Origin of the sequence: Candidatus Methanoperedens sp. BLZ2 (assembly GCF_002487355.1) — an archaeon.
Lineage (GTDB): Archaea > Halobacteriota > Methanosarcinia > Methanosarcinales > Methanoperedenaceae > Methanoperedens.
The window spans coordinates 18,491-37,256 of record NZ_NTMG01000017.1; the positions used below are offsets into that span (position 1 = coordinate 18,491).

At 44.2% G+C, this 18,766-nt stretch carries 21 protein-coding genes; 18 read left to right on the forward strand and 3 right to left on the reverse strand.

The window, feature by feature from the left end:
* Nucleotides 1-2: 2 nt before the first annotated feature.
* Both CL181_RS01130 and CL181_RS01135 read right to left on the reverse strand, forming a co-directional pair.
* Nucleotides 3-347: an AAA family ATPase gene (locus tag CL181_RS01130; protein ID WP_097297405.1), complete on the reverse strand. Its 345-nt coding sequence runs from the start codon at nucleotides 345-347 to the stop codon at nucleotides 3-5.
* 285 nt (nucleotides 348-632) lie between these two features.
* Nucleotides 633-908 carry a hypothetical protein gene (locus CL181_RS01135; protein WP_097297406.1) on the reverse strand — a complete coding sequence of 92 codons (276 nt, stop codon included), beginning with the start codon at nucleotides 906-908 and terminating at the stop codon, nucleotides 633-635.
* 434 nt (nucleotides 909-1,342) lie between these two features.
* Here CL181_RS01135 and CL181_RS01140 point away from each other — a divergent pair, with 434 nt between their 5' ends.
* Together CL181_RS01140 and CL181_RS01150 are read left to right on the forward strand one after the other, a co-directional pair.
* Nucleotides 1,343-1,561: a hypothetical protein gene (locus tag CL181_RS01140; protein ID WP_097297407.1), complete on the forward strand. Its 219-nt coding sequence runs from the start codon at nucleotides 1,343-1,345 to the stop codon at nucleotides 1,559-1,561.
* Nucleotides 1,562-1,842: 281 nt separating this feature from the next.
* A complete protein-coding gene (locus tag CL181_RS01150; protein ID WP_097297409.1) occupies nucleotides 1,843-4,104 on the forward strand; it encodes a nitric-oxide reductase large subunit in 2,262 nt (753 codons plus the stop codon).
* Between the two features lie 300 nt (nucleotides 4,105-4,404).
* On the opposite strand, the gene CL181_RS01155 is transcribed toward CL181_RS01150, so the two are convergent.
* Complete coding sequence (locus CL181_RS01155) at nucleotides 4,405-4,713, reverse strand: cupin domain-containing protein (protein ID WP_097297410.1); 309 nt, start codon at nucleotides 4,711-4,713, stop codon at nucleotides 4,405-4,407.
* 152 nt (nucleotides 4,714-4,865) lie between these two features.
* Between CL181_RS01155 and CL181_RS01160 the strand changes: the two genes are divergently transcribed.
* The 16 genes from CL181_RS01160 to CL181_RS01230 all read left to right on the forward strand — a co-directional run bounded on the left by CL181_RS01160 (nucleotide 4,866) and on the right by CL181_RS01230 (nucleotide 18,763).
* Nucleotides 4,866-5,255, forward strand: a complete 390-nt coding sequence (locus CL181_RS01160) for a carboxymuconolactone decarboxylase family protein (RefSeq protein WP_097297411.1) — start codon at nucleotides 4,866-4,868, stop codon at nucleotides 5,253-5,255.
* Nucleotides 5,242-5,481 carry a ferredoxin gene (locus CL181_RS01165; protein WP_097297412.1) on the forward strand — a complete coding sequence of 80 codons (240 nt, stop codon included), beginning with the start codon at nucleotides 5,242-5,244 and terminating at the stop codon, nucleotides 5,479-5,481. The genes CL181_RS01160 and CL181_RS01165 overlap by 14 nt, the downstream gene beginning before the upstream one ends.
* Before the next feature lie 231 nt (nucleotides 5,482-5,712).
* A complete protein-coding gene (locus CL181_RS01170) occupies nucleotides 5,713-6,897 on the forward strand; it encodes a flavodoxin domain-containing protein (RefSeq protein WP_097297413.1) in 1,185 nt (394 codons plus the stop codon).
* Nucleotides 6,898-6,901: 4 nt separating this feature from the next.
* Nucleotides 6,902-7,126, forward strand: coding sequence for a hypothetical protein (locus tag CL181_RS01175; RefSeq protein WP_097297414.1), 225 nt, complete (start codon nucleotides 6,902-6,904; stop codon nucleotides 7,124-7,126).
* Nucleotides 7,127-7,369: 243 nt separating this feature from the next.
* Complete coding sequence (locus tag CL181_RS01180; protein WP_097297415.1) at nucleotides 7,370-8,236, forward strand: c-type cytochrome; 867 nt, start codon at nucleotides 7,370-7,372, stop codon at nucleotides 8,234-8,236.
* A 22-nt stretch (nucleotides 8,237-8,258) separates the two neighbouring features.
* Nucleotides 8,259-11,870, forward strand: coding sequence for a nitrate reductase subunit alpha (locus CL181_RS01185; protein ID WP_217993048.1), 3,612 nt, complete (start codon nucleotides 8,259-8,261; stop codon nucleotides 11,868-11,870).
* 2 nt (nucleotides 11,871-11,872) lie between these two features.
* Nucleotides 11,873-13,396, forward strand: a complete 1,524-nt coding sequence (narH, locus tag CL181_RS01190) for a nitrate reductase subunit beta (protein WP_097297417.1) — start codon at nucleotides 11,873-11,875, stop codon at nucleotides 13,394-13,396.
* 3 nt (nucleotides 13,397-13,399) lie between these two features.
* Nucleotides 13,400-13,924 (forward strand): nitrate reductase molybdenum cofactor assembly chaperone, encoded by a 525-nt coding sequence (gene narJ, locus CL181_RS01195; RefSeq protein WP_097297418.1) that lies wholly within the window; start codon nucleotides 13,400-13,402, stop codon nucleotides 13,922-13,924.
* 2 nt (nucleotides 13,925-13,926) lie between these two features.
* Entirely contained in the window at nucleotides 13,927-14,604 is a 678-nt protein-coding gene (gene narI, locus CL181_RS01200; RefSeq protein WP_097297419.1) for a respiratory nitrate reductase subunit gamma, read from the forward strand.
* A gap of 19 nt (nucleotides 14,605-14,623) precedes the next feature.
* The gene (locus CL181_RS01205) at nucleotides 14,624-15,679 is read left to right on the forward strand and encodes a tellurite resistance/C4-dicarboxylate transporter family protein (RefSeq protein WP_217993049.1); all 1,056 of its coding nucleotides are present in this window, start codon (nucleotides 14,624-14,626) and stop codon (nucleotides 15,677-15,679) included.
* A 44-nt stretch (nucleotides 15,680-15,723) separates the two neighbouring features.
* Nucleotides 15,724-16,314: a tetrahydromethanopterin S-methyltransferase subunit A gene (gene mtrA, locus CL181_RS01210; protein WP_097297420.1), complete on the forward strand. Its 591-nt coding sequence runs from the start codon at nucleotides 15,724-15,726 to the stop codon at nucleotides 16,312-16,314.
* Nucleotides 16,315-16,413: 99 nt separating this feature from the next.
* Complete coding sequence (locus CL181_RS01215; RefSeq protein ID WP_097297421.1) at nucleotides 16,414-17,040, forward strand: DUF2121 domain-containing protein; 627 nt, start codon at nucleotides 16,414-16,416, stop codon at nucleotides 17,038-17,040.
* A gap of 125 nt (nucleotides 17,041-17,165) precedes the next feature.
* Complete coding sequence (locus CL181_RS20995) at nucleotides 17,166-17,291, forward strand: hypothetical protein (protein WP_255251360.1); 126 nt, start codon at nucleotides 17,166-17,168, stop codon at nucleotides 17,289-17,291.
* A 143-nt stretch (nucleotides 17,292-17,434) separates the two neighbouring features.
* Complete coding sequence (locus CL181_RS01220; protein ID WP_097297422.1) at nucleotides 17,435-18,022, forward strand: site-specific integrase; 588 nt, start codon at nucleotides 17,435-17,437, stop codon at nucleotides 18,020-18,022.
* Between the two features lie 16 nt (nucleotides 18,023-18,038).
* Nucleotides 18,039-18,350: a hypothetical protein gene (locus tag CL181_RS01225; protein WP_097297423.1), complete on the forward strand. Its 312-nt coding sequence runs from the start codon at nucleotides 18,039-18,041 to the stop codon at nucleotides 18,348-18,350.
* A gap of 26 nt (nucleotides 18,351-18,376) precedes the next feature.
* Nucleotides 18,377-18,763 carry a hypothetical protein gene (locus CL181_RS01230; protein ID WP_097297424.1) on the forward strand — a complete coding sequence of 129 codons (387 nt, stop codon included), beginning with the start codon at nucleotides 18,377-18,379 and terminating at the stop codon, nucleotides 18,761-18,763.
* Nucleotides 18,764-18,766 lie beyond the last annotated feature (3 nt).

Below are 18,766 nucleotides of genomic sequence, written 5' to 3' on the forward strand. Positions count from 1 at the left end.
CTTCACCTTGTTATAATATTAGGATTTACGCATTTTGTGAGCTTTGCTGCCCCTCTAGTGCAAGGAAGTATCATAAATTCCGCCCTTCCTGATTCAACATATTTTATACCAATGCACCCTCTCCGCAAAATATTTTCAGATCTGATGTCTGCGGTGTGGAAGTTTCTGAGGATAGCAACAATGGTTGTTTGGTTTTTTCCTCTCAGAGGCATCCCCGTAAAGTTAGCTCCGTGATCATAGCCTATCTGCATCACTCGCTTATCCATCGAAGCAAGCGCTGTGGTAAGGTTATATGTCTCCGTGGACTTACCTGCTCCACCTTTCCCGTATATTGATATCTGTCTCATTTATTCCTCCTATAAACGGCAGCCTATTGGTGACATTATAATATATAAAACTAACTATTACAAAAATTATAAGTAAAACAACATTCTTAATATATTATATAATATAATTAGTATTTGTATCTATAATATTATCTATAAGTCCGCACTTCCACAGGTAGATGAGTGCCAATTAAAAAACGCCGCTTATTTGCGCGTTTTTATCAGATTGAAGCGTCAATTGCAAAAAAGTATGGCTTTACTCTCTTACCCTTTTTCCGTACCTTGTAACTGTTACAATAGTTAAAATCATTGTTCAACAAATAGATTCCTCAATATATCCATGTTCTCTTTAATTTTCAGTCGTTTGATCCATTTTTCTAAATGTTTTCGTTCTATTAAACCTCCTCCTATCTTCGTTATGGCTTCCGCTACTTCTTTTTCGGTAGGCGTCTTCATAATTACACTTTTTTCAATATCGACTCTTCCTAAGTATTTTTGTTTTGATTTCTTCTCTGCCTTGCCCCAATACAGGAGATATTTGTACTTGTGACCTTTGATTTCACGTATGAATTCTTTTGCCATGATTCCTATTGTAATTTATTACAATAGTATAAGATTTGCTAAAACAATTTTTGCTGCCATATTGTAACTGTTACACTATAATTCACTCAATAGAATAAAATAATTCATCGACCGTTTATGTAGAAAATAAAAAATTATGGAGATGAAGGGTACGGAAGATGGGCTCTTAGACTGTACATTACAAAGAATATTATAGAATTCCTTTGGAGGTAAAAATATGGATTGAAAGCAAAGTTGGAAAAGGGACTACTGTCTAGATGCTCTGACCTATTGTCAATTAAGACATTATTGAATATAGATATTTCGAGACATTTCTTTATAGTCTATAACGAATACCTATTTACATTAGGGTATTATTTATAAAATATGAGATATCTGCAGTGTGGTGATTATTAACAAATCTGCAAGAATCAAGAGTCTAAAATGATAAAAACATGGCGAGTGAAAGTATGAGGTACTCTATAGGTGATATTGTAAAATTTAAAGTTGGAACAGATGATATACAGGAAGGGGAAGTCCAAATTATTGAAAAGAGCCTTAATGGGGACATATTGTATATAAACAGTTTCGGCGGCTGGGCATATAAAGTCACGGAAAAAAGGATTATATCAATGGTTCCTGTAAAAAAATCATCAAAGCCGCAAAGATCCTAATTATAATTCGTTAAAAAAGTGGGACTTTATTGGGGAAACAGTCGTTTCTCCCCTCCCCAAATAATTGAGATGAAATGTTATAAGCATAACAATGCATCTGAATTCACCCAACACATCGAGCAACGTTTTCAAGCTACTCCTTGTTGTATTGGTTCTGATTGGACTAATCCATCCTTCCATAGCTTCAAATCTTAATAAAAAACCAGCGAAAGGTGAAATCTTATTCAACAGAAAGTTTTTTAAATTCCAAAGAGAATGGAATATGATGTGGAGGTAATATTATGGTATCAAGAAGTTATAAGATAATTTTATTCTTGGCTTTTGTCGTGTCAATTATATTCTTGCTGATTGGGGGTTATTACACCTCCAAAGACACTGTCCCTTACCCTGGAAAGGTCGTATCAGGAGACGAAAATCTCACAGATGGGGTTGCTATAAAGAGCGGAGAAGGAGTATGGCAGAAATATGGGCTCATGGACCTGGGGTCTATCTGGGGCCATGGGACTATAAGAGGACCGGATTTCTCAGCTCAATCCCTTCATATGATGGGGCAAGAGATGCGGAATTACTATGCTTCAGAACTCTACAAGACGCCCTACACCCAATTGGATGCAGACTCCAAGGCGGCTGTGGATGTAAGGGTTATTTCCGAGATTAAAGAAAATCGTTACGATTATACAAAAGATGTTCTTACTCTTACCCCTTCTCAGGCATACGCTTACCAAAAAATAAGAGAGTATTACCAGAAGATATTCTCAGTGGGCTCCATAGATTACAATATCTTGCCGGGATTAATAAAAAGCGAGAGCGAAAGAGACGACTTGGCTGCTTTTTTCTTCTGGACTGGCTGGGCTGCAGGTACCAATAGACCCGGGCAGGATTATACTTATACAACAAACTGGCCTAGAGACCCATCCGTGGGTAACGACTTACCTGCAGTGTCAATCCTCTGGACTTACGTCTCACTCCTTGTCATGATCATTGCACTGGGTGTTGTCGTATACATCATCCATGCTTATGGCTTTTGGGGTGGGGGTGCACAGAACCCCGATGTGGCAGTGGCTATAGCCAATGCTCCAATAACTTCCAGCCAGAGAAAGGCAGGCATGTTTTTCCTGGTGGCAATAACCCTCTTCCTGGCACAGACCCTCGTTGGGGGCCTGATGAGCCATTACAGCGTCCATCCCCTGTCATTCTACGGCCTAGACTTTATCGCCAGTCTCCTGCCTTACAACCTGGTAAAGAGCTGGCATCTTCAACTGGCAATCTTCTGGATTGCTGTCTCATGGATCGGGGCTTCTCTGTACCTGTCCCCACTTCTGATCGGCAAAGAGCCTAAGCATCAAGGACTCTTAGTGAATGTGCTATTTATTGCAGTCCTCATAGTTGCCGTGGGCAGTCTCCTGGGAGAGGCAGCCGGTATAATGGGTCTCCTGAGTGGAGACCTCTGGTACTGGTTTGGGCACCAGGGATGGGAGTTCCTAGAGCTCGGGCGTATCTGGCAGATTCTTCTCTTCCTGGGTCTTGTTATCTGGCTCTTCTTAGTCTTTAGAGTAGTAAAGAGCATCTTCCAGAAAGGAAAGGAGAAAGGTGACCTGCCCCACATGTACGTCTACAGTGCCATCGCAATTGTGGGCTTCTATGCTTTCACATTCCTTGTCAGGAGAGATATCCACATCACCATGGCGGATTACTGGCGCTGGTGGATGGTTCATATCTGGGTAGAATCTATATTCGAGTTCTTTGCTGTAGCAATAATAGCACTTGTTACAGTCTCTCTGGGTCTGGCGGGAAAGGAAGGGGCACTCAAGGTAGTCTATCTATCTGCAGTCCTTGCTTTCATCACGGGTATCATCGGCACAGGACACCACTTATTCTGGTTCGGGGATCCTGCCTTCTGGGTAGGCGTGGGTGGCGTCTTCTCCACTCTGGAGCCCATTCCCCTCATCACCCTTGTAGCCCGGGCATGGAGAGAGCAGAGCCACATGGAAAAAATAGGAGTTAAATTCCCTTATAAATGGCCTATGAGGTTTCTTATCGCTTCATCTCTCTGGAACTTCCTCGGTGCCGGAGCTTTCGGATTTATCCTAACAACACCTGTAGCCAATTATTATGAACATGGTACCTATCTAACCACGAACCATGCCCACACAGCCCTTTTCGGGGTATACGGAATGCTCGCTATCGCCCTCATACTCATAGCCTATCGGGGAATTGTCAAGCCTGAATTCTGGGATGAGAGGCCACTTAAGCTTTCCTTCTGGGCCCTGAACGCAGGCTTCCTTATAATGTCCTTAGGAACCCTTTTCCTGGCCGGGCTCCTGCAACTTGGCTACACCACCTCGGCCACGGGGGGCGTCTGGTACGCAAGGTCGCCAGAGTTCTTCAACTCGCCTACATTCCAGTTACTTGGCAGTTTGAGGATTATTCCTGATACCCTCATCATCGTTTTCGGTGTACTGCCCCTTTTATACTTCTTGGTCACTACTATAACGAGGCGGAAAGAAGCCACCATAAAAGAGGAGGAGCCCATCTTTAGATAGCTTTTGCAAAAAGATACTTACTATAAAAAACTTAACCGTACTCAGTTAAAAGGAATACCGCTATAAAGCACGGATGAATGGGGTCGAGGATGAAAAAGTATCCACTACATCTGGTCATCCTCGCTATAATTTAAATATCCTTATGTTAAATTTTTGTTTGCCCATCCATGTATAATGCTTATTACCGCAGGATTAGCCATTAGTTTCTTGAAGACATTGGAGAACAACAATATGCATTGAACAGACTCTAAACGGCACATGATCATTGGCAGTCATTTGCTGTAAGAACCTGGAAGAAATTCAAGCCCGAAGCATTGTGAGCAACATTTTAAACTTCTGCACTGCTTTGACAGCATGTGGCACATTTGCCGGCATTATTATCAAGTCTCCCTCCTTCAAATTATGTTCCTCACCACCAATTAGGAAACTTCCTTCTCCCTCGATAACATGTACAACTGCATCAAATGGTGCTGAATGCTCGCTCAATTCCTGTCCAGAGTCAAAAGCAAATAAAGTTATAGTACCTGCCGAATTCTGTTTTAAGGTTTTACTGACTACTGATCCAGGACTGTATTCGATGAAATCTTTTAAATTGATGGGTTCAGCCATATTGATTCACATATTAACTTGGTTAAACATTGCAGAAATAGTCTTTGTTGCATATGGGGTAATTTCCACAAATAATTTTAAAGTGTCATAATAGGGGTACATTTATTAAATCTGCGACTGAATAGAATAATCATAAGAATAGAGGTTTATTCATGGAAAAAAAAGAAATTAATGACCAATTAGATGTTACAAAAAAAAGCATGGGTTTCATACCCGAGATCCAGCAGCTTGTAGGAGAGCATGCGCCTGAATGGTTTAAGCTGTACCGTGACAGCGATGAAGCGCTCTGGTCAGAAACGGCTCTTTCGGCAAAGATAAAAGTACTGATGGCACTCGCTGTTGTGGCGGGGCGGCTCTGTCCAGACTGTGCAGAATCACAAATGAAAAGCGCAATTCACCATGGCGCCACTAAGGAGGAGATCCTGGATACGCTTGGAGTAGTCTATGTCACCGCTGGAGCTCCGGGGGTCAATGTTTGCAAGAACGCAATAAGAAAATTGCTCAAAGTTGATTTCGGATGTGAAGGGTGTGGCAAAGTTTAAGGTAGAAATTGAAAGACCATTATGCATAGCATGTGAGAACTGCGTCAATACCTGCCCTGAATTCTGGGAGATGGCTGATGACGGTTTCTCCCATTTAAAGGGGTCAAAAAAAATAGGTGAGAATGAAGAAAGAGAGATGGACGATGTGAAGTGCAACATCGAAGCTGCAGAAAGCTGTCCTGCTACATGCATACATGTGTATGAAAATGGGAAGAAAAGGATATAATAACTAAATACAAAAATATAATAAGTGATATACCTGAAGTAAAATAAAAGAGCTATAGTTTAGGAAAAAAAATTAATACTTGAAGGGTGTCAAATTAAAAACGGAGAAATGGAAACAAAATATTGATCCGGAGGATAAATTATGCCACCACACTGCGATACAATGGATGGGCCTGTTGTTAAGGCTGCAAAACTGGCTCTGGAAAAAGCCTAACATCAGTGAAGTGAGACTATGATAGAAATCAAAGAGAACATATTCTGGGTAGGTATTAAGGACTGGGAAATAAAGACATTCCACGGTGAGGAGTTATCAACACACCGTGGCAGTACTTATAACAGCTATCTGATAAAGGACGAAAAGAACGTACTTGTGGACACCGTCTGGACTCCATTTAAGGAAGAATACGTAGCCAGGCTTGATGCTGAGTTCGGACTTGATAACATCGATGCCGTTGTCGTGAACCATTCAGAATCCGATCATTCCGGAAGCCTGACACATCTTATGTCGCAGATACCGGATGCTGATATATACTGCACAAAGAATGGGCACGATATGATCTACCGCCATCATCACATGGACTGGAAGTTCAATGAGGTGAAAACAGGTGACACATTAAAGACAGGCAAATACGAGCTTGTTTTTGTGGAAGCACCGATGCTGCACTGGCCTGACAGCATGTTCACATACGTCAAGGGCGCTGACCTTTTGCTTTCCAATGATGCGTTCGGCCAGCATTATGCTACATCTGCCATGTATGATGATGAGGTCGACCAGTGCGAACTGTTCCAGGAAGCCATCAAATATTATGCCAATATCCTGACCCCGTTCAGTTCCCTTGTGAAAAAGAAGATTGAGGAGTTCAAGGCAATGAATGTGCCTGTGGATATGATAGCACCGAGTCATGGCGTGATATGGCGCAAGGACGCGCTGGACATTGTAGGGAAGTATTACGAATGGGCTGATGCGTACCAGGAGGACTTTGTTGTTATTGCCTATGATACCATGTGGAATGGAACTAAATCCATGGCTGAGGCCATCGCATCCGGTCTAAAGGAGAGCAGGGTACCCTACAAGTTGTTCAACATTGCAAAGAGTGATATGAACGATATCATAACACAGATATTCAGGTCGAAGGGTGTCATAGTCGGTTCGCCTACAATAAACAGGAGGGTGCTTTCGGCTGTGAGTGCCCTGATAGAGACCATGAAGGGTCTGCGGTTCAAGAATAAGGCCGGGGCGGCATTCGGTGGATATGGCTGGAGCGGGGAGTCGGTGAGTGTCATAGAAGATGGGCTAAAGAGTGCCGGCATCGAGGTGGCTGTCCCCGGAATAAAGTTTAGGTATAATCCAACAAGTGATGAACTGGAAGAATGCAAACAATTCGGGAAGCAATTCGCGAAGAATCTAAAAAAATGATATTATGAATCCGCATAATCAGACAGATGACCTGAGTTTCAAGCCCAATGACTTTCCTGTGGCGAGAGCCATTGATATTGTCGGCTCCATAAGCTATTCAGACGGCTCCGTTGTCAGCAGAACACTGAAAAATACGCAGCGATCGTGGAGCATGAAAGCGAAGAGACTTTTATCAGTTGACACATCTGCGTCAAGAAAGTATGGGGTACACGCATTGGACTGTACGTAACAAAGAGCATTATAGATGCCTTTGGGGTTTAGATCGTGATTAAAAATGAGGTTGGATAGGTACGACTGTTCACTTGCTATTACCGATTGCCAGGCAAGTGCTATTGAGTATAGCTATTTTACGATATTTCATTATAATCTATAACGAATAGCTATTTACATTAGTGTATTATCTTAGCGAATGAGAACAATTATCAAGCGACGATTATTAACAAATCTTCATATATAAGAATTAAAGGTCCAAATGTTAACAGTGAGAAATTTCTTCAACTATGTGGGTAAAGTTTCCAAGCTGCTTCTTTTACTATTAGCTATGATTGGATTAATCCATCCTTCCGTAGCTTCAAATCTTAACGAAAAAGCAATGAAAGGGGAAGATATCTATACCGATAAGTGCATTTCCTGTCATAGTATTGGTGGCGGCAAGAAGATAGGGCCTGACCTGAAAGATGTAACTAGCCTGAGGAATCGAGATTGGCTAGTACGTTATATCTCCGAACCAGACAAGGTTTTAGCTGATAAAGACCCAATTGCTATCAAATTGCTTGAAGAATACAATAACATTCCCATGCCCAACATGGGGCTTTCAGAAGCTGAAGCAGATGATGTTGTGGCGTACCTTGAGGCTGTAGGAGGTATTCAGGCAACGCAACCTTCCATAACTCCTGCTCAAGCAGTTCCCTCTCCTGTAGAAACACTGACCGGTGACGCAAAAACTGGCAGTGCTCTGTTCACGGGGTCTATTCCTTTCAAGAACGGAGGTTCTTCCTGCATAGCCTGCCACAACATTGCGGGAATAATGGAAGGGGGTACTCTGGGACCCGACCTTACACTTTCCTATAGTAAATATGGCGAAGCCGGGATTGCATCAGTTCTAGCCAGCGTCCCCTTTCCTACGATGAGCCCCATATATAGCAATCGTCCACTCACTCTACAGGAGCAGGCCGACCTTAAGGCTTTTTTGCAGCAATCTGCACCTGAACAACCCAAGCAAGCTTTGATTATGATTGTGGTGTTTTCGTTGATAGGAATGGTGGGACTATTATTGCTTTCGCACATCATCTGGCGGCATCGTCTAAGTAATGTGCGAGATTCTTTGAAATATAGGTGAAGGCATGAGCTGGATTCAAGACTTGATAAACCCTAAAGGACGCCTCTGGGAGGAGTTCTACCGCAACCGCTGGCAGTATGATAACATAGTTCGCAGTACACACGGTGTTAATTGCACTGGTGGATGTTCCTGGAATGTGTTTGTTAAGGATGGCATAATTACATGGGAAATGCAGGCTACGGATTATCCACTCCTAGAGGCAAATTTGCCGCCCTACGAGCCCCGTGGATGCCAGCGCGGCATCAGTGCTTCATGGTACGTCTATAGTCCTCTGCGTGTAAAATATCCTTACGTGCGTGGTGCTCTTCTTGATCTCTGGCTTGAGGCAAAAGCAAAGTACGATGATCCGATAGAAGCGTGGGGTTCGATCGTTGAAGATGACCAGAAGCGCACCAGTTACCAGCATGCAAGGGGTAAGGGAGGCTTTCGCCGTGCAACCTGGGATGAGATGCTTGAGCTCATTGCTGCTTCTTGCCTTTATACCGCAAAGAAATGGGGGCCTGACCGTATCTTTGGCTTCTCTCCCATCCCTGCTATGTCTTACTTCTCCTATGCTGGAGGCTCGCGCTTCCTGCAGCTTCTGGGAGGTGTGAACATGAGTTTTTACGACTGGTATGCAGATCTCCCCAATGCCTTCCCTGAAGTCTGGGGCGACCAGACAGATGTATGCGAGAGCGCTGACTGGTTCAATGCCAAATACATTGTTTCCATGGGATCAAACCTCAGTATGACACGCACCCCTGATGTTCATTTTGTCTCGGAGGCACGCCATGAAGGAGCAAAGTTCGTGGTTCTCTCTCCGGATTTCAGCCAGGTGGCTAAATATGCCGATTGGTGGCTTCCGGTCAGAGCAGGAGAGGATACTGCGCTCTGGATGGCTGTTAACCATGTCATTCTCAACGAGTTCTATGTTAAAAGAGAGGTACCGTACTTCATCGACTACCTCAAGCGTTACTCTGATGCCCCTTTCCTTGTACAGCTCGGGAAGGATGAGAAAAACTACAAACCAGATCAGCTACTCCGCGCATATATGCTGAGCCGATACAAGAATGTAGAAAATGGAAACTGGAAGCCACTGGTATACGATAACCAACCGCGAATGCCCAAAGGCACAGTAGGGTTTCGTTGGGGACAGGAAAAGGGCAAATGGAACCTCAAGATGGAAGATGGACTGGATAACAGTCCTATAGATCCGGTTCTCACATTCCTGGACGAGTATGACGAGGTATTTCAGGTATCATTCGAGGATTTTACTCATAGCAGGACCATGCTTCGAGGTGTGCCTGTAAAATACGTGGAAACTACCAAAGGGCGGGTGCCTGTAACGACGGTTTTTGATTTGATGATGGCGCAGTTCGGTATTGATCGGGGTTTGGCTGGCGATTATCCGAAAAGCTATGATGATGACATCCCTTATACACCGGCATGGCAGGAGTCGCATACAGGCATAGGTAGAGAGACCGTGATTCGCCTTGCAAGAGAGTTTGCAGGCAATGCTGAAGTGACGCAGGGACGTTCCATGATTATAATAGGTGCCGGTGTGAATCATTGGTACAACAACAATCTGTCATACCGGGCTCCCATTACTGCCCTTTTACTGTGTGGTTGTTGCGGGCGCAATGGCGGTGGCATGAACCATTACGTGGGCCAGGAGAAGCTTGCCGCAATTGCTCCATGGACAAGCATAGCTTTCGCACTTGACTGGATTAAGCCTCCAAGGCGTCAGCAAACCACAATATGGCACTATGTTCATAGCGATCAGTGGCGTCATGATAGTAGTTTTACAGAATATGCCTCTGTGCCACCTGAGGCTCGTTGGGCCAAAGGTCATGCTATAGACCTGGTCGCCAAAGCAGTTCGCATGGGCTGGATGCCCTTCTTTCCACAATTCGATCGCAACCCTATCGATCTCGTTCGTATGGCAGAAGAGGCAGGTGCACGTACCGATGATGAGATCATCCACTGGGTAGTGGAGAAAGTTAAAGCAAGTAAATTGCGTTTTTCCATAGACGATCCCGATGCGCAGCAGAACTTCCCAAGGATATGGTTTGTCTGGCGGGCCAATGCCATATTATCCAGTGGCAAAGGACATGAGTACTTCCTGCGTCACTACCTTGGCACGCATGATAATGCTGTTGCAGGGGAAAATGCTAAAGAAAGCGTGAAATCAGTCATATTCCGGGAGCCTGTTCCACGTGGCAAGATGGATCTTGTAGTGGATATAAATTTCCGTATGGACACATCGGCTTTATACTCGGATATCGTTCTGCCCACAGCCATGTGGTACGAAAAGAACGACCTGAATACCACAGACCTTCATTCCTTTATTCACAATCTTGGCGCTGCCGTGCCACCTGTATGGGAATCCAAGACCGACTGGGATATTTTCAAAGCTTTAGCCAGGAAGGTTAGTGAACTTTCCCCTTCAGTGTTCCCTGAGCCATTCAAGGACATAGTTGCTGCTCCGCTCATGCATGATACGCCCGACGAACTTGCTCAACCAGAAGTTCGCGATTGGACTCTGGGCGAATGCAGCCCGATCCCTGGAAAAACTATGCCTCATTTGCGGATTGTGGAACGCGATTATGTGAACCTGTACAACCGTTTCATTTCATTTGGTCCGCTTGTGCGTCAGGACGGCATCACAGGCAACGGCGTCAACATTCCGATTGCAAAGTTCTATGATGAACTGCTAAAAAACCCCACTGGAGGCACGCCTGACCCATGGCACAGGCGCTGCGTATCGTGGAATGGACAGAAATACCCAAGCCTTGAAGATGCGCTGGATGCTGCCAATCTTGTGCTCTACCTTGCTCCTGAAACTAATGGAGAAGTCTCTTATGTCGGCTTCGAACATGAAGAGGAGAAAGTGGGTCTTCCTCTTTCTGATTTAGCCGAGAAGGCGCGCGGGGTTAATATGACATTTGGCGACATAATAAGGCAGCCCAGGCGTGTACTCACAAGTCCATGCTGGACAGGGATAGTCAATAACGGCAGGGCTTACGCCGCCTGGTGCATGAATGTGGAACGGCTTGTACCATGGCGCACACTCACAGGAAGGCAGCACTTCTATCTGGACCATCCCTATTACCTGGATTTCGGTGAACATCTGCCCACCTACAAGCCCAAACTCGACCCCGAAAAGATGAATGAAATAGAACATAGCTTGCTGGATGAGAAGGGCATCAAACTCAATTTCCTCACTCCCCACGGCAAGTGGCACATACACTCTACATATTCAGATAATATCCGCATGCGCACATTATCCAGAGGAATTGAACCATGCTGGCTCAGTGATAAGGATGCGGAAAAAGTAGGGATATTGGATAATGATTGGGTAGAAGTTTATAATGATAACGGAGTTATGGTCACCCGTGCAGCAGTAAGCTCGCGCGTACAGCCTGGAACATGCATGATTTACCACTCTCCAGAGCGTACATCTATGCCTAAATCCCAGCTGCGCGGTGGAAGACGGGGCGGAGGGCACAACAGCTTGACCCGTGTGCGCATCAATCCTGTGGAACTGGCGGGAGGCTATGCACAGTTTACTTATGGCTTTAATTACTGGGGGCCCACGGGCTGCAATCGCGATACCTATGTGCTGGTGCGCAAACTTACGAAACTGGAGTGGTAAAAATGGACATACGCGCGCAGGTTTCAATGGTCTTCCATTTAGATAAATGCATTGGCTGCCACACATGCAGCGTTGCCTGCAAGAACATCTGGACAGACCGCAAAGGCACCGAATACATGTGGTGGAACAACGTTGAAACAAAGCCCGGCACTGGATATCCAACATTGTGGCAGGATCAGGATAAATATAAAGGGGGGTGGGAGAAAAAAGAAGATAAGCTTAGCCTGAAATTGCAAGGCAGGATAGGAGCGCTGGCAAATATATTCTTTAATCCCTCACTGCCTACGATAGACGATTACTATGAACCATGGACATACAGGTACGAAGAGTTGTTCAATGCCCCTCCGGGGGATGACCAGCCCACTGCACGACCTGTTTCTCTTATTACGAGCAGGCCTATTGATATAGAAGCTGGACCGAATTGGGATGATGACCTGGGTGGCTCGCAGCTATATGCCAAAAACGATCCAGTTCTTAAAAACAGTACCGAAGAAGAGCGGCACCTGCTGAATGAAGTGGAGCGAAATGTGTTTTTTTATCTCCCTCGCATCTGCAACCACTGCTTAAACCCGGGCTGTGTGGCAGCCTGCCCTGCTGGCGCTGTCAATCCTGGCGCTATGTACAAGCGGGGCGAGGATGGCATAGTGCTTATCAGTCCTGAGAAATGTCGCGCATGGCGCATGTGTGTGTCAGGATGTCCATACAAGAAAGTCTACTATAACTGGGCCACAGGTAAGTCAGAAAAGTGCATTCTATGTTATCCACGTTTAGAGAGCGGGCATGCCCCAGCATGTTTCCACGTTTGCGTAGGACGCGTCCGCTTTCTAGGCATATTGCTCTATGACGCAGACAGAATACAAGAGACTGCATCTGTAAATGATACCGACCTTGTGGAGGCACAAAGGGCAATAATACAGGATCCTTTTGATTTTCAAGTTATAGCTGCCGCAAAAGCTAATGGTATATCAGATGCCATGATCGATTCTGCCCAGAAATCCCCTGTTTACAAGTTTGTAAAGCAATGGAAAATAGCTCTTCCACTTTCTCCGCAGTTCCGTACACTGCCCATGCTTTTTTATGTGCCACCGCTTTTGCCAGTGCTGGCGACGATGAAAAACGGACACTATGAAGTTGCTGGCGCTGGTGAAAAAGGTATGATTCCCCTGTTAACTTCACTTGAACAGGCAAGAATACCCCTGAGCTACATGGCCGGCCTTTTTGCTGCAGGAAATAAAAAGATTGTTGAAGAAGTATACCGAAAACTCATTGCAGTCCGAATATATATGCGTGCTAAAAGTGTGATGGATATTCCAGCCTCTGAGGTACAGCAGGCCCTTGTTTCGGGTGGTACCACGGAAGAGGAGGCTTTAGCAATCTTTCAACTGACATCAAGGTCAACTTTTGAAGAACATTTTGTAATCCCGCCTTTGGCAAGGGAAATGAATATCGAGACAACCGTTGATCCAGACACTCATAAGCAGGATGCAGGTTTCGGATTTCGAAAAATCATTAAGAGGAGAGGGTGAATTATGGAACGGATCATCAGTCTCTTCGCTGATATACTGGAATACCCGCAGTCAAACCTGCTCAAAGTGGTACAGGAGTGTCAAAGTGAGACTATAACAACGAACCCTGAGGCGGGGGCTATGCTTGGTGAATTCAGAGGCTTTGTTGAAGGAACGCCTCTGAATCGGCTGCAAGAGATATATTCCTCAACTTTTGACCTGAACGCAACATCTTGCCTTTACGCTGGACACTACCTTTTTGGGGAGAGCTATGAACGCAGCATGTTTTTGATCGGGCTAAAAGAGCATTATAATGCGTGTGGCTTCACTGCAGAAAACGAACTACCAGATCATCTGACCGTGCTGCTACGCTTCATAGCCGTGTGTGATAAAGTAGATGTGCGAGATGAGATTATAAGCGAAGCTTTGCTCCCTGCGCTCACGCTAATGACAGGAGGAAAAGGTTCTGAAAACGAGTCACAAAGCCAGTACTTTATTGCGCTTAAAGCTCTTGAGGCGGCGCTCAGGCAATATAAAAAGGAGGCTTAACAATGCTTGATTTTGTGCTGTTTGGGATATTTCCATATGTGGCTATCATTTTAGCTTTTGCTGTGGGGATATACAGATACTTCAACGATCGAATCTCTTACTCAAGTTTTTCTTCCCAGTTCCTTGAAAAAAATACCCTGTTCTGGGGATCTGTGCCATGGCATTATGGCATCCTGGCTATTCTGCTTGCCCATCTGCTGGCATTGATTTTTCCTTCAGCCTGGATGATCGTGCCTGATCACCTCTATGTGCTGGAAGTCAGCGGTCTTGCACTGGCCTTATTCACCCTTGTAGGACTGGGTTTTCTCCTGCTACGGCGTCTTGACAACGCCCGCGTATTCAGAGTAACCTCGGTCATGGATTGGATTCTGGTGGCTACCCTTCTGGTTCAGGTTGATATGGGTTTCATGGTTGCCCTGTTCTATAGATGGGGCTCACAGTGGTACCTGTACACCGCTGTTCCTTACCTTGTCTCCTTGCTTTCATTCGACCCGCAGATTCAATACATTGTCACACTGCCGTGGCTGGTCAAGCTTCATATCATAGGTGGATTCGTTATAATTGCGCTCTTTCCTTTTACCCGGCTGATGCACCTGGTGACATTTCCGTTCTCTTATCTATGGCGACCCTACCAGGTTGTAATCTGGAATCGATCACGACAAAGCAAGAGGTCGAAATAGGCCAAACGGGAGAAGAGTCTTGGCATCAAAATTGAAAGAAAACATGCTAACTGGAGTGCGCGAGCTTTACCCTGGTTATTTTGCACTGGTCATGGCAACAGGCATTGTTTCTATCGCCTCATTTATGCTTGGAATGGCCTATTTAGCTTGGCCGCTGTTTTTAATAAACAAAGCAGCGTATGTGATTTTGTGGCTTCTCACTTTGATCCGACTGCTCAGGTACTTTCCTGACTTTATTGATGATTTAATAGATCATGTTCGTGGGCCGGGGTTTTTTACAGTGGTTGCAGGGACGTGCGTGCTCGGAAGTCAGTATGTGATCATTTCGGGGGATTACACCACTGCGATATATCTCTGGTTTACAGGAATTCTCTTGTGGTTCATCCATGTATATACATTCTTCACGGCCATGGTAATACATGAACCAAAACCGGATCTGGAAACAGGAATCCATGGAGGTTGGCTCATCTCGGTCGTGGCGACCCAGTCAGTTTCTGTCCTTGGCACGCTGGTTGTCTCCAGTTTTCCGGCCGGGCAGGAGACCATTCTTTTTTTCACGCTTTTCATGTATCTGTTTGGCGCCATGTTGTACCTACTGATCATCTCTCTGATCTTCTACCGACTTATATTCTTCCGTCCTCTTCCTAAAGCCTTTACTGCTCTCTACTGGGTCAACATGGGAGCTGCAGCGATTACAACGCTTGCAGGAGCCAGACTCATCCAGAACACCCATCATTGGGCTTTCCTTCAAGAAATTCTTCCATTTCTTAAAGGATTTACCCTGTTCTTCTGGGCAACTGCCACATGGTGGATACCTTTGCTCTTAATTCTGGGTGCTTGGCGCCACATTTATAAACGATTTCCACTGGGATATGATCCACAGTACTGGAGCATTGTTTTCCCATTTGGTATGTACACCACCAGCACTCTCGTATTTGCACAAGCTACAGGATTGAGTCCATTTTATCTAATTTCCCGCTATTTCATTTATGCTGCTCTTGTTGCGTGGTTTGTCATCTTTATCGGGATGATTCGTAGCATTGTGAACAGGTTAGTCATGGCACAAGATTTATAATGTATAATAATGTAAGATACTTTTCAATCAAAGGAGGAACATAAATGGTAAACAAAGTTAAACCGGCCGAGGGCTGGCCTGTCATCAAAGGAGAATATGAAGTTGGAAACCCTGAAAATCCTGTAGCAGTAAGTACATGCGGGTCGCACGTCAAAGGCGCTTCACAACTGACAGCCGGTGCTGCTATTACAGGTCCGCAGAAAACAGAAAATCTCGGAATAGAAAAAATAGTAGCCAATGTTATCTCTAATCCCAACATACGCTTCCTGCTTGTTACAGGAGCAGAAGTCAAAGGGCATATATCGGGTGAAGCAATGGTAATGTTTCATAAGAATGGTATCAGAGATAATAGGGTCGTTGGCGCGACAGGAGCTATACCCTACATTGAAAATCTACCTGATGAGGCTGTAAAGAGATTCCAGACACAGGTGGTTGAGGTTGTGAACATGATCGGCATCGAGGATGAAGATGCTATAGTCGCCAAGGTAAAAGAGCTTGCTGCAAAAGATCCGGGGGCCCTTTCAACAGAGCCTGCGATCATCCCGGAGCTTGAGACTGAAGAGGATGCCGAAGAAGATGTTGAAATAGCTGTCCATATTCCCCGGCGTACCAGACCTGCAATCCTGGCATGCTGACTTGGCAATTTATGCTGACGAATCCGTTCAAGGGTCTTTTAGAGTCCAGTATGAAGATTACATCCCATCAAATTTATCCAAAAGTCGTGTGAGAAATAGATGAGTCTGATAATCGCATTTGTTGGGGGAACAGAAGCTGCTATTGTCGCAGACATGCGGGAAATTACTTTTCAAGGGGATAAAGTCCTCAGGGAGAGACTTGAAAGAAAGCTATACAGGGGAGCCATCGCTACAGATATTGAACTTGAAAAAATGGCAGAAGAGATCGGGGTTAAAATAAAGATCAGGGATAATAAGATCAAGGTAATGCAGCGATATGGGGCTCTTGTGGGGGAGGTTGTCTCGGTCGAAGATGGATTTGTGCGAAAAAGGAGGTTGTATGCCACGGCTGGAAGTTATATGATTGCAGAGACCAGAGACTCTGAAGTTAAAGTGACTAATAAGGGTGGTAGTGCGTTCATAGTGCTGGGGAACAATATAACGAAAGAAATAGCTAATAAATGCATTAGAGAAAACTGGAAAAATGGAGGCTTTCACGAAGCAATAAAGGTGTTGATACTATCTATGGAGGCCGCAGCTAAGGTATCAGCATCAGTGAGTAAAAAATTCATTATAATACAGACGTCTTCAAATGTTAATCTTTCTGAAGTTATAGAACAGGATAAAATAGGCAGAAAAAATCTTCCATGGTGTTCGTCGGTGTATGCCTTTGGAGGATATGATTAAATTATACAATTTATGAACAATAATTCTACGATTTTTAATCATTATTAGACAATTTAGCATAGTTATATATACAATTACATTCAATTATTGTTCGCTCCAAAGTCGCATAATGGAGGTGAGATAAAATGGTTGGACTTGAAAGCACAATGGATACAGCTGAAAAGGCAAAGGATATCAAAAAGCCAGAGGTCTCCGAGGCTGAAAGAGAGAGGCAGAAAAAATTTCTCGAACAATTAAAAAGCCACAGATAATCGAAGGACAGAAACATCAATATACGTTGAATAACAACTATCGAAGTTAGTCAGTAGTTATAAAGAATAACTTACATGTTCGTATATCTACTGACTATATTTATTAGACAATTCATCATATTAAAAATACAATTAGAAAATTTATGGGTGATAAACAAATTTCCACAAAAAACGAAAAAAAGCCAGTTGAGTACTTTACTCAATCCGAAATAGATTCATTAATAGATTACTTGGATAAATTTACCGTTCCAACACTATGTAAAGCATTTCTTCAGGACAGGGACAAACTATTAATTCTATTTTTATGGAGTACTGGACTACGGATCTCCGACGCGCTGGGCATAAGATTAGATAATATAGATTTTAAAAAAGAATCGCTAACCTTTAAGATCAGACGGCAATCGCAAAAAGTAGATCATACAATTTCCCTGGATAAGGCATTGCTTTTTGAAATTTTTAAGTATCGGGATACCTGGCGGATAACAAATCTGCTGTTCGATATGTCGCGGGATAATTTTGATAAGAGGCTGAAGGGCTATTGCGACGCTATAGGCATAAAACCCAGGAGTTCCCAGAAGCTCCGCAAAGGCATGGCTATGAAATTGCTCGGTAAAGTCCCGATTGAGGTCATATCATATCGTTTGGGTCATTCAAGTACCCAGACGGCAGATGAAAGCCACTCAAAAGTTACTCCGGAGATCGAAAAAAGGTTTTTGAAAGATATCAAATAATCCGATTGGAGGAGAAATGATAACTAAACAGGAATTGATAGAAGAATTGAAGGTAAAAGAACCGCGTAAAATAAGGAAAGAGTTGCAAGAGAAACTCTTAAAAAAATGGAAAAGCGATGGAGAGCCAGTTGAATGCGGCTGTGGGAAAGAGATTCCAGGTCAATCAGAGCACTATAAACAGATTCAAAATAACATGTTTATTGTTGCATGTGGAAAAAGGAGAAAACTTAAAATGCCGGAGCGTTACGATGCAGCGGCAGTTCTCAGGCAATTGGTACCGTGGATTATTTGGGATGAAAAGCCCAAAATCGCTGTAGAGATGTTATAAATCAATGATTAAAGGAGAAGAGCAATATGGCAAAGATCGAAGGAAAATGTAAAGAAGTTATGGATAAAACAGAATGGGTAGCAATAGTAACAAGTGGTGATAATGGTCTGCATGTTGTAGCGACGTGGGGAGACTATATAAGAGCCATTGGTATAAAAGGTGGCGAAGTTGTCATTATTCCTGCCGGGCATTATAATATAACCGAGGAAAATCTCAAAAAGAACAATCGTGTGGAACTGCTGATCGCTTCAAAACAAGTTCAGGGAAACTACGGTCCTGGACAGGGATGCTGCATCTCTGGAAAAGGTGAACTCCAGACCTCAGGAAAATTCGCCGAGATGGCAAAGGAAAAATTTCCGTGGGCAAGAGGAGCGCTTGTTATAAAGGTGAAGGAAGTAAGCACTCAACTCTGAATA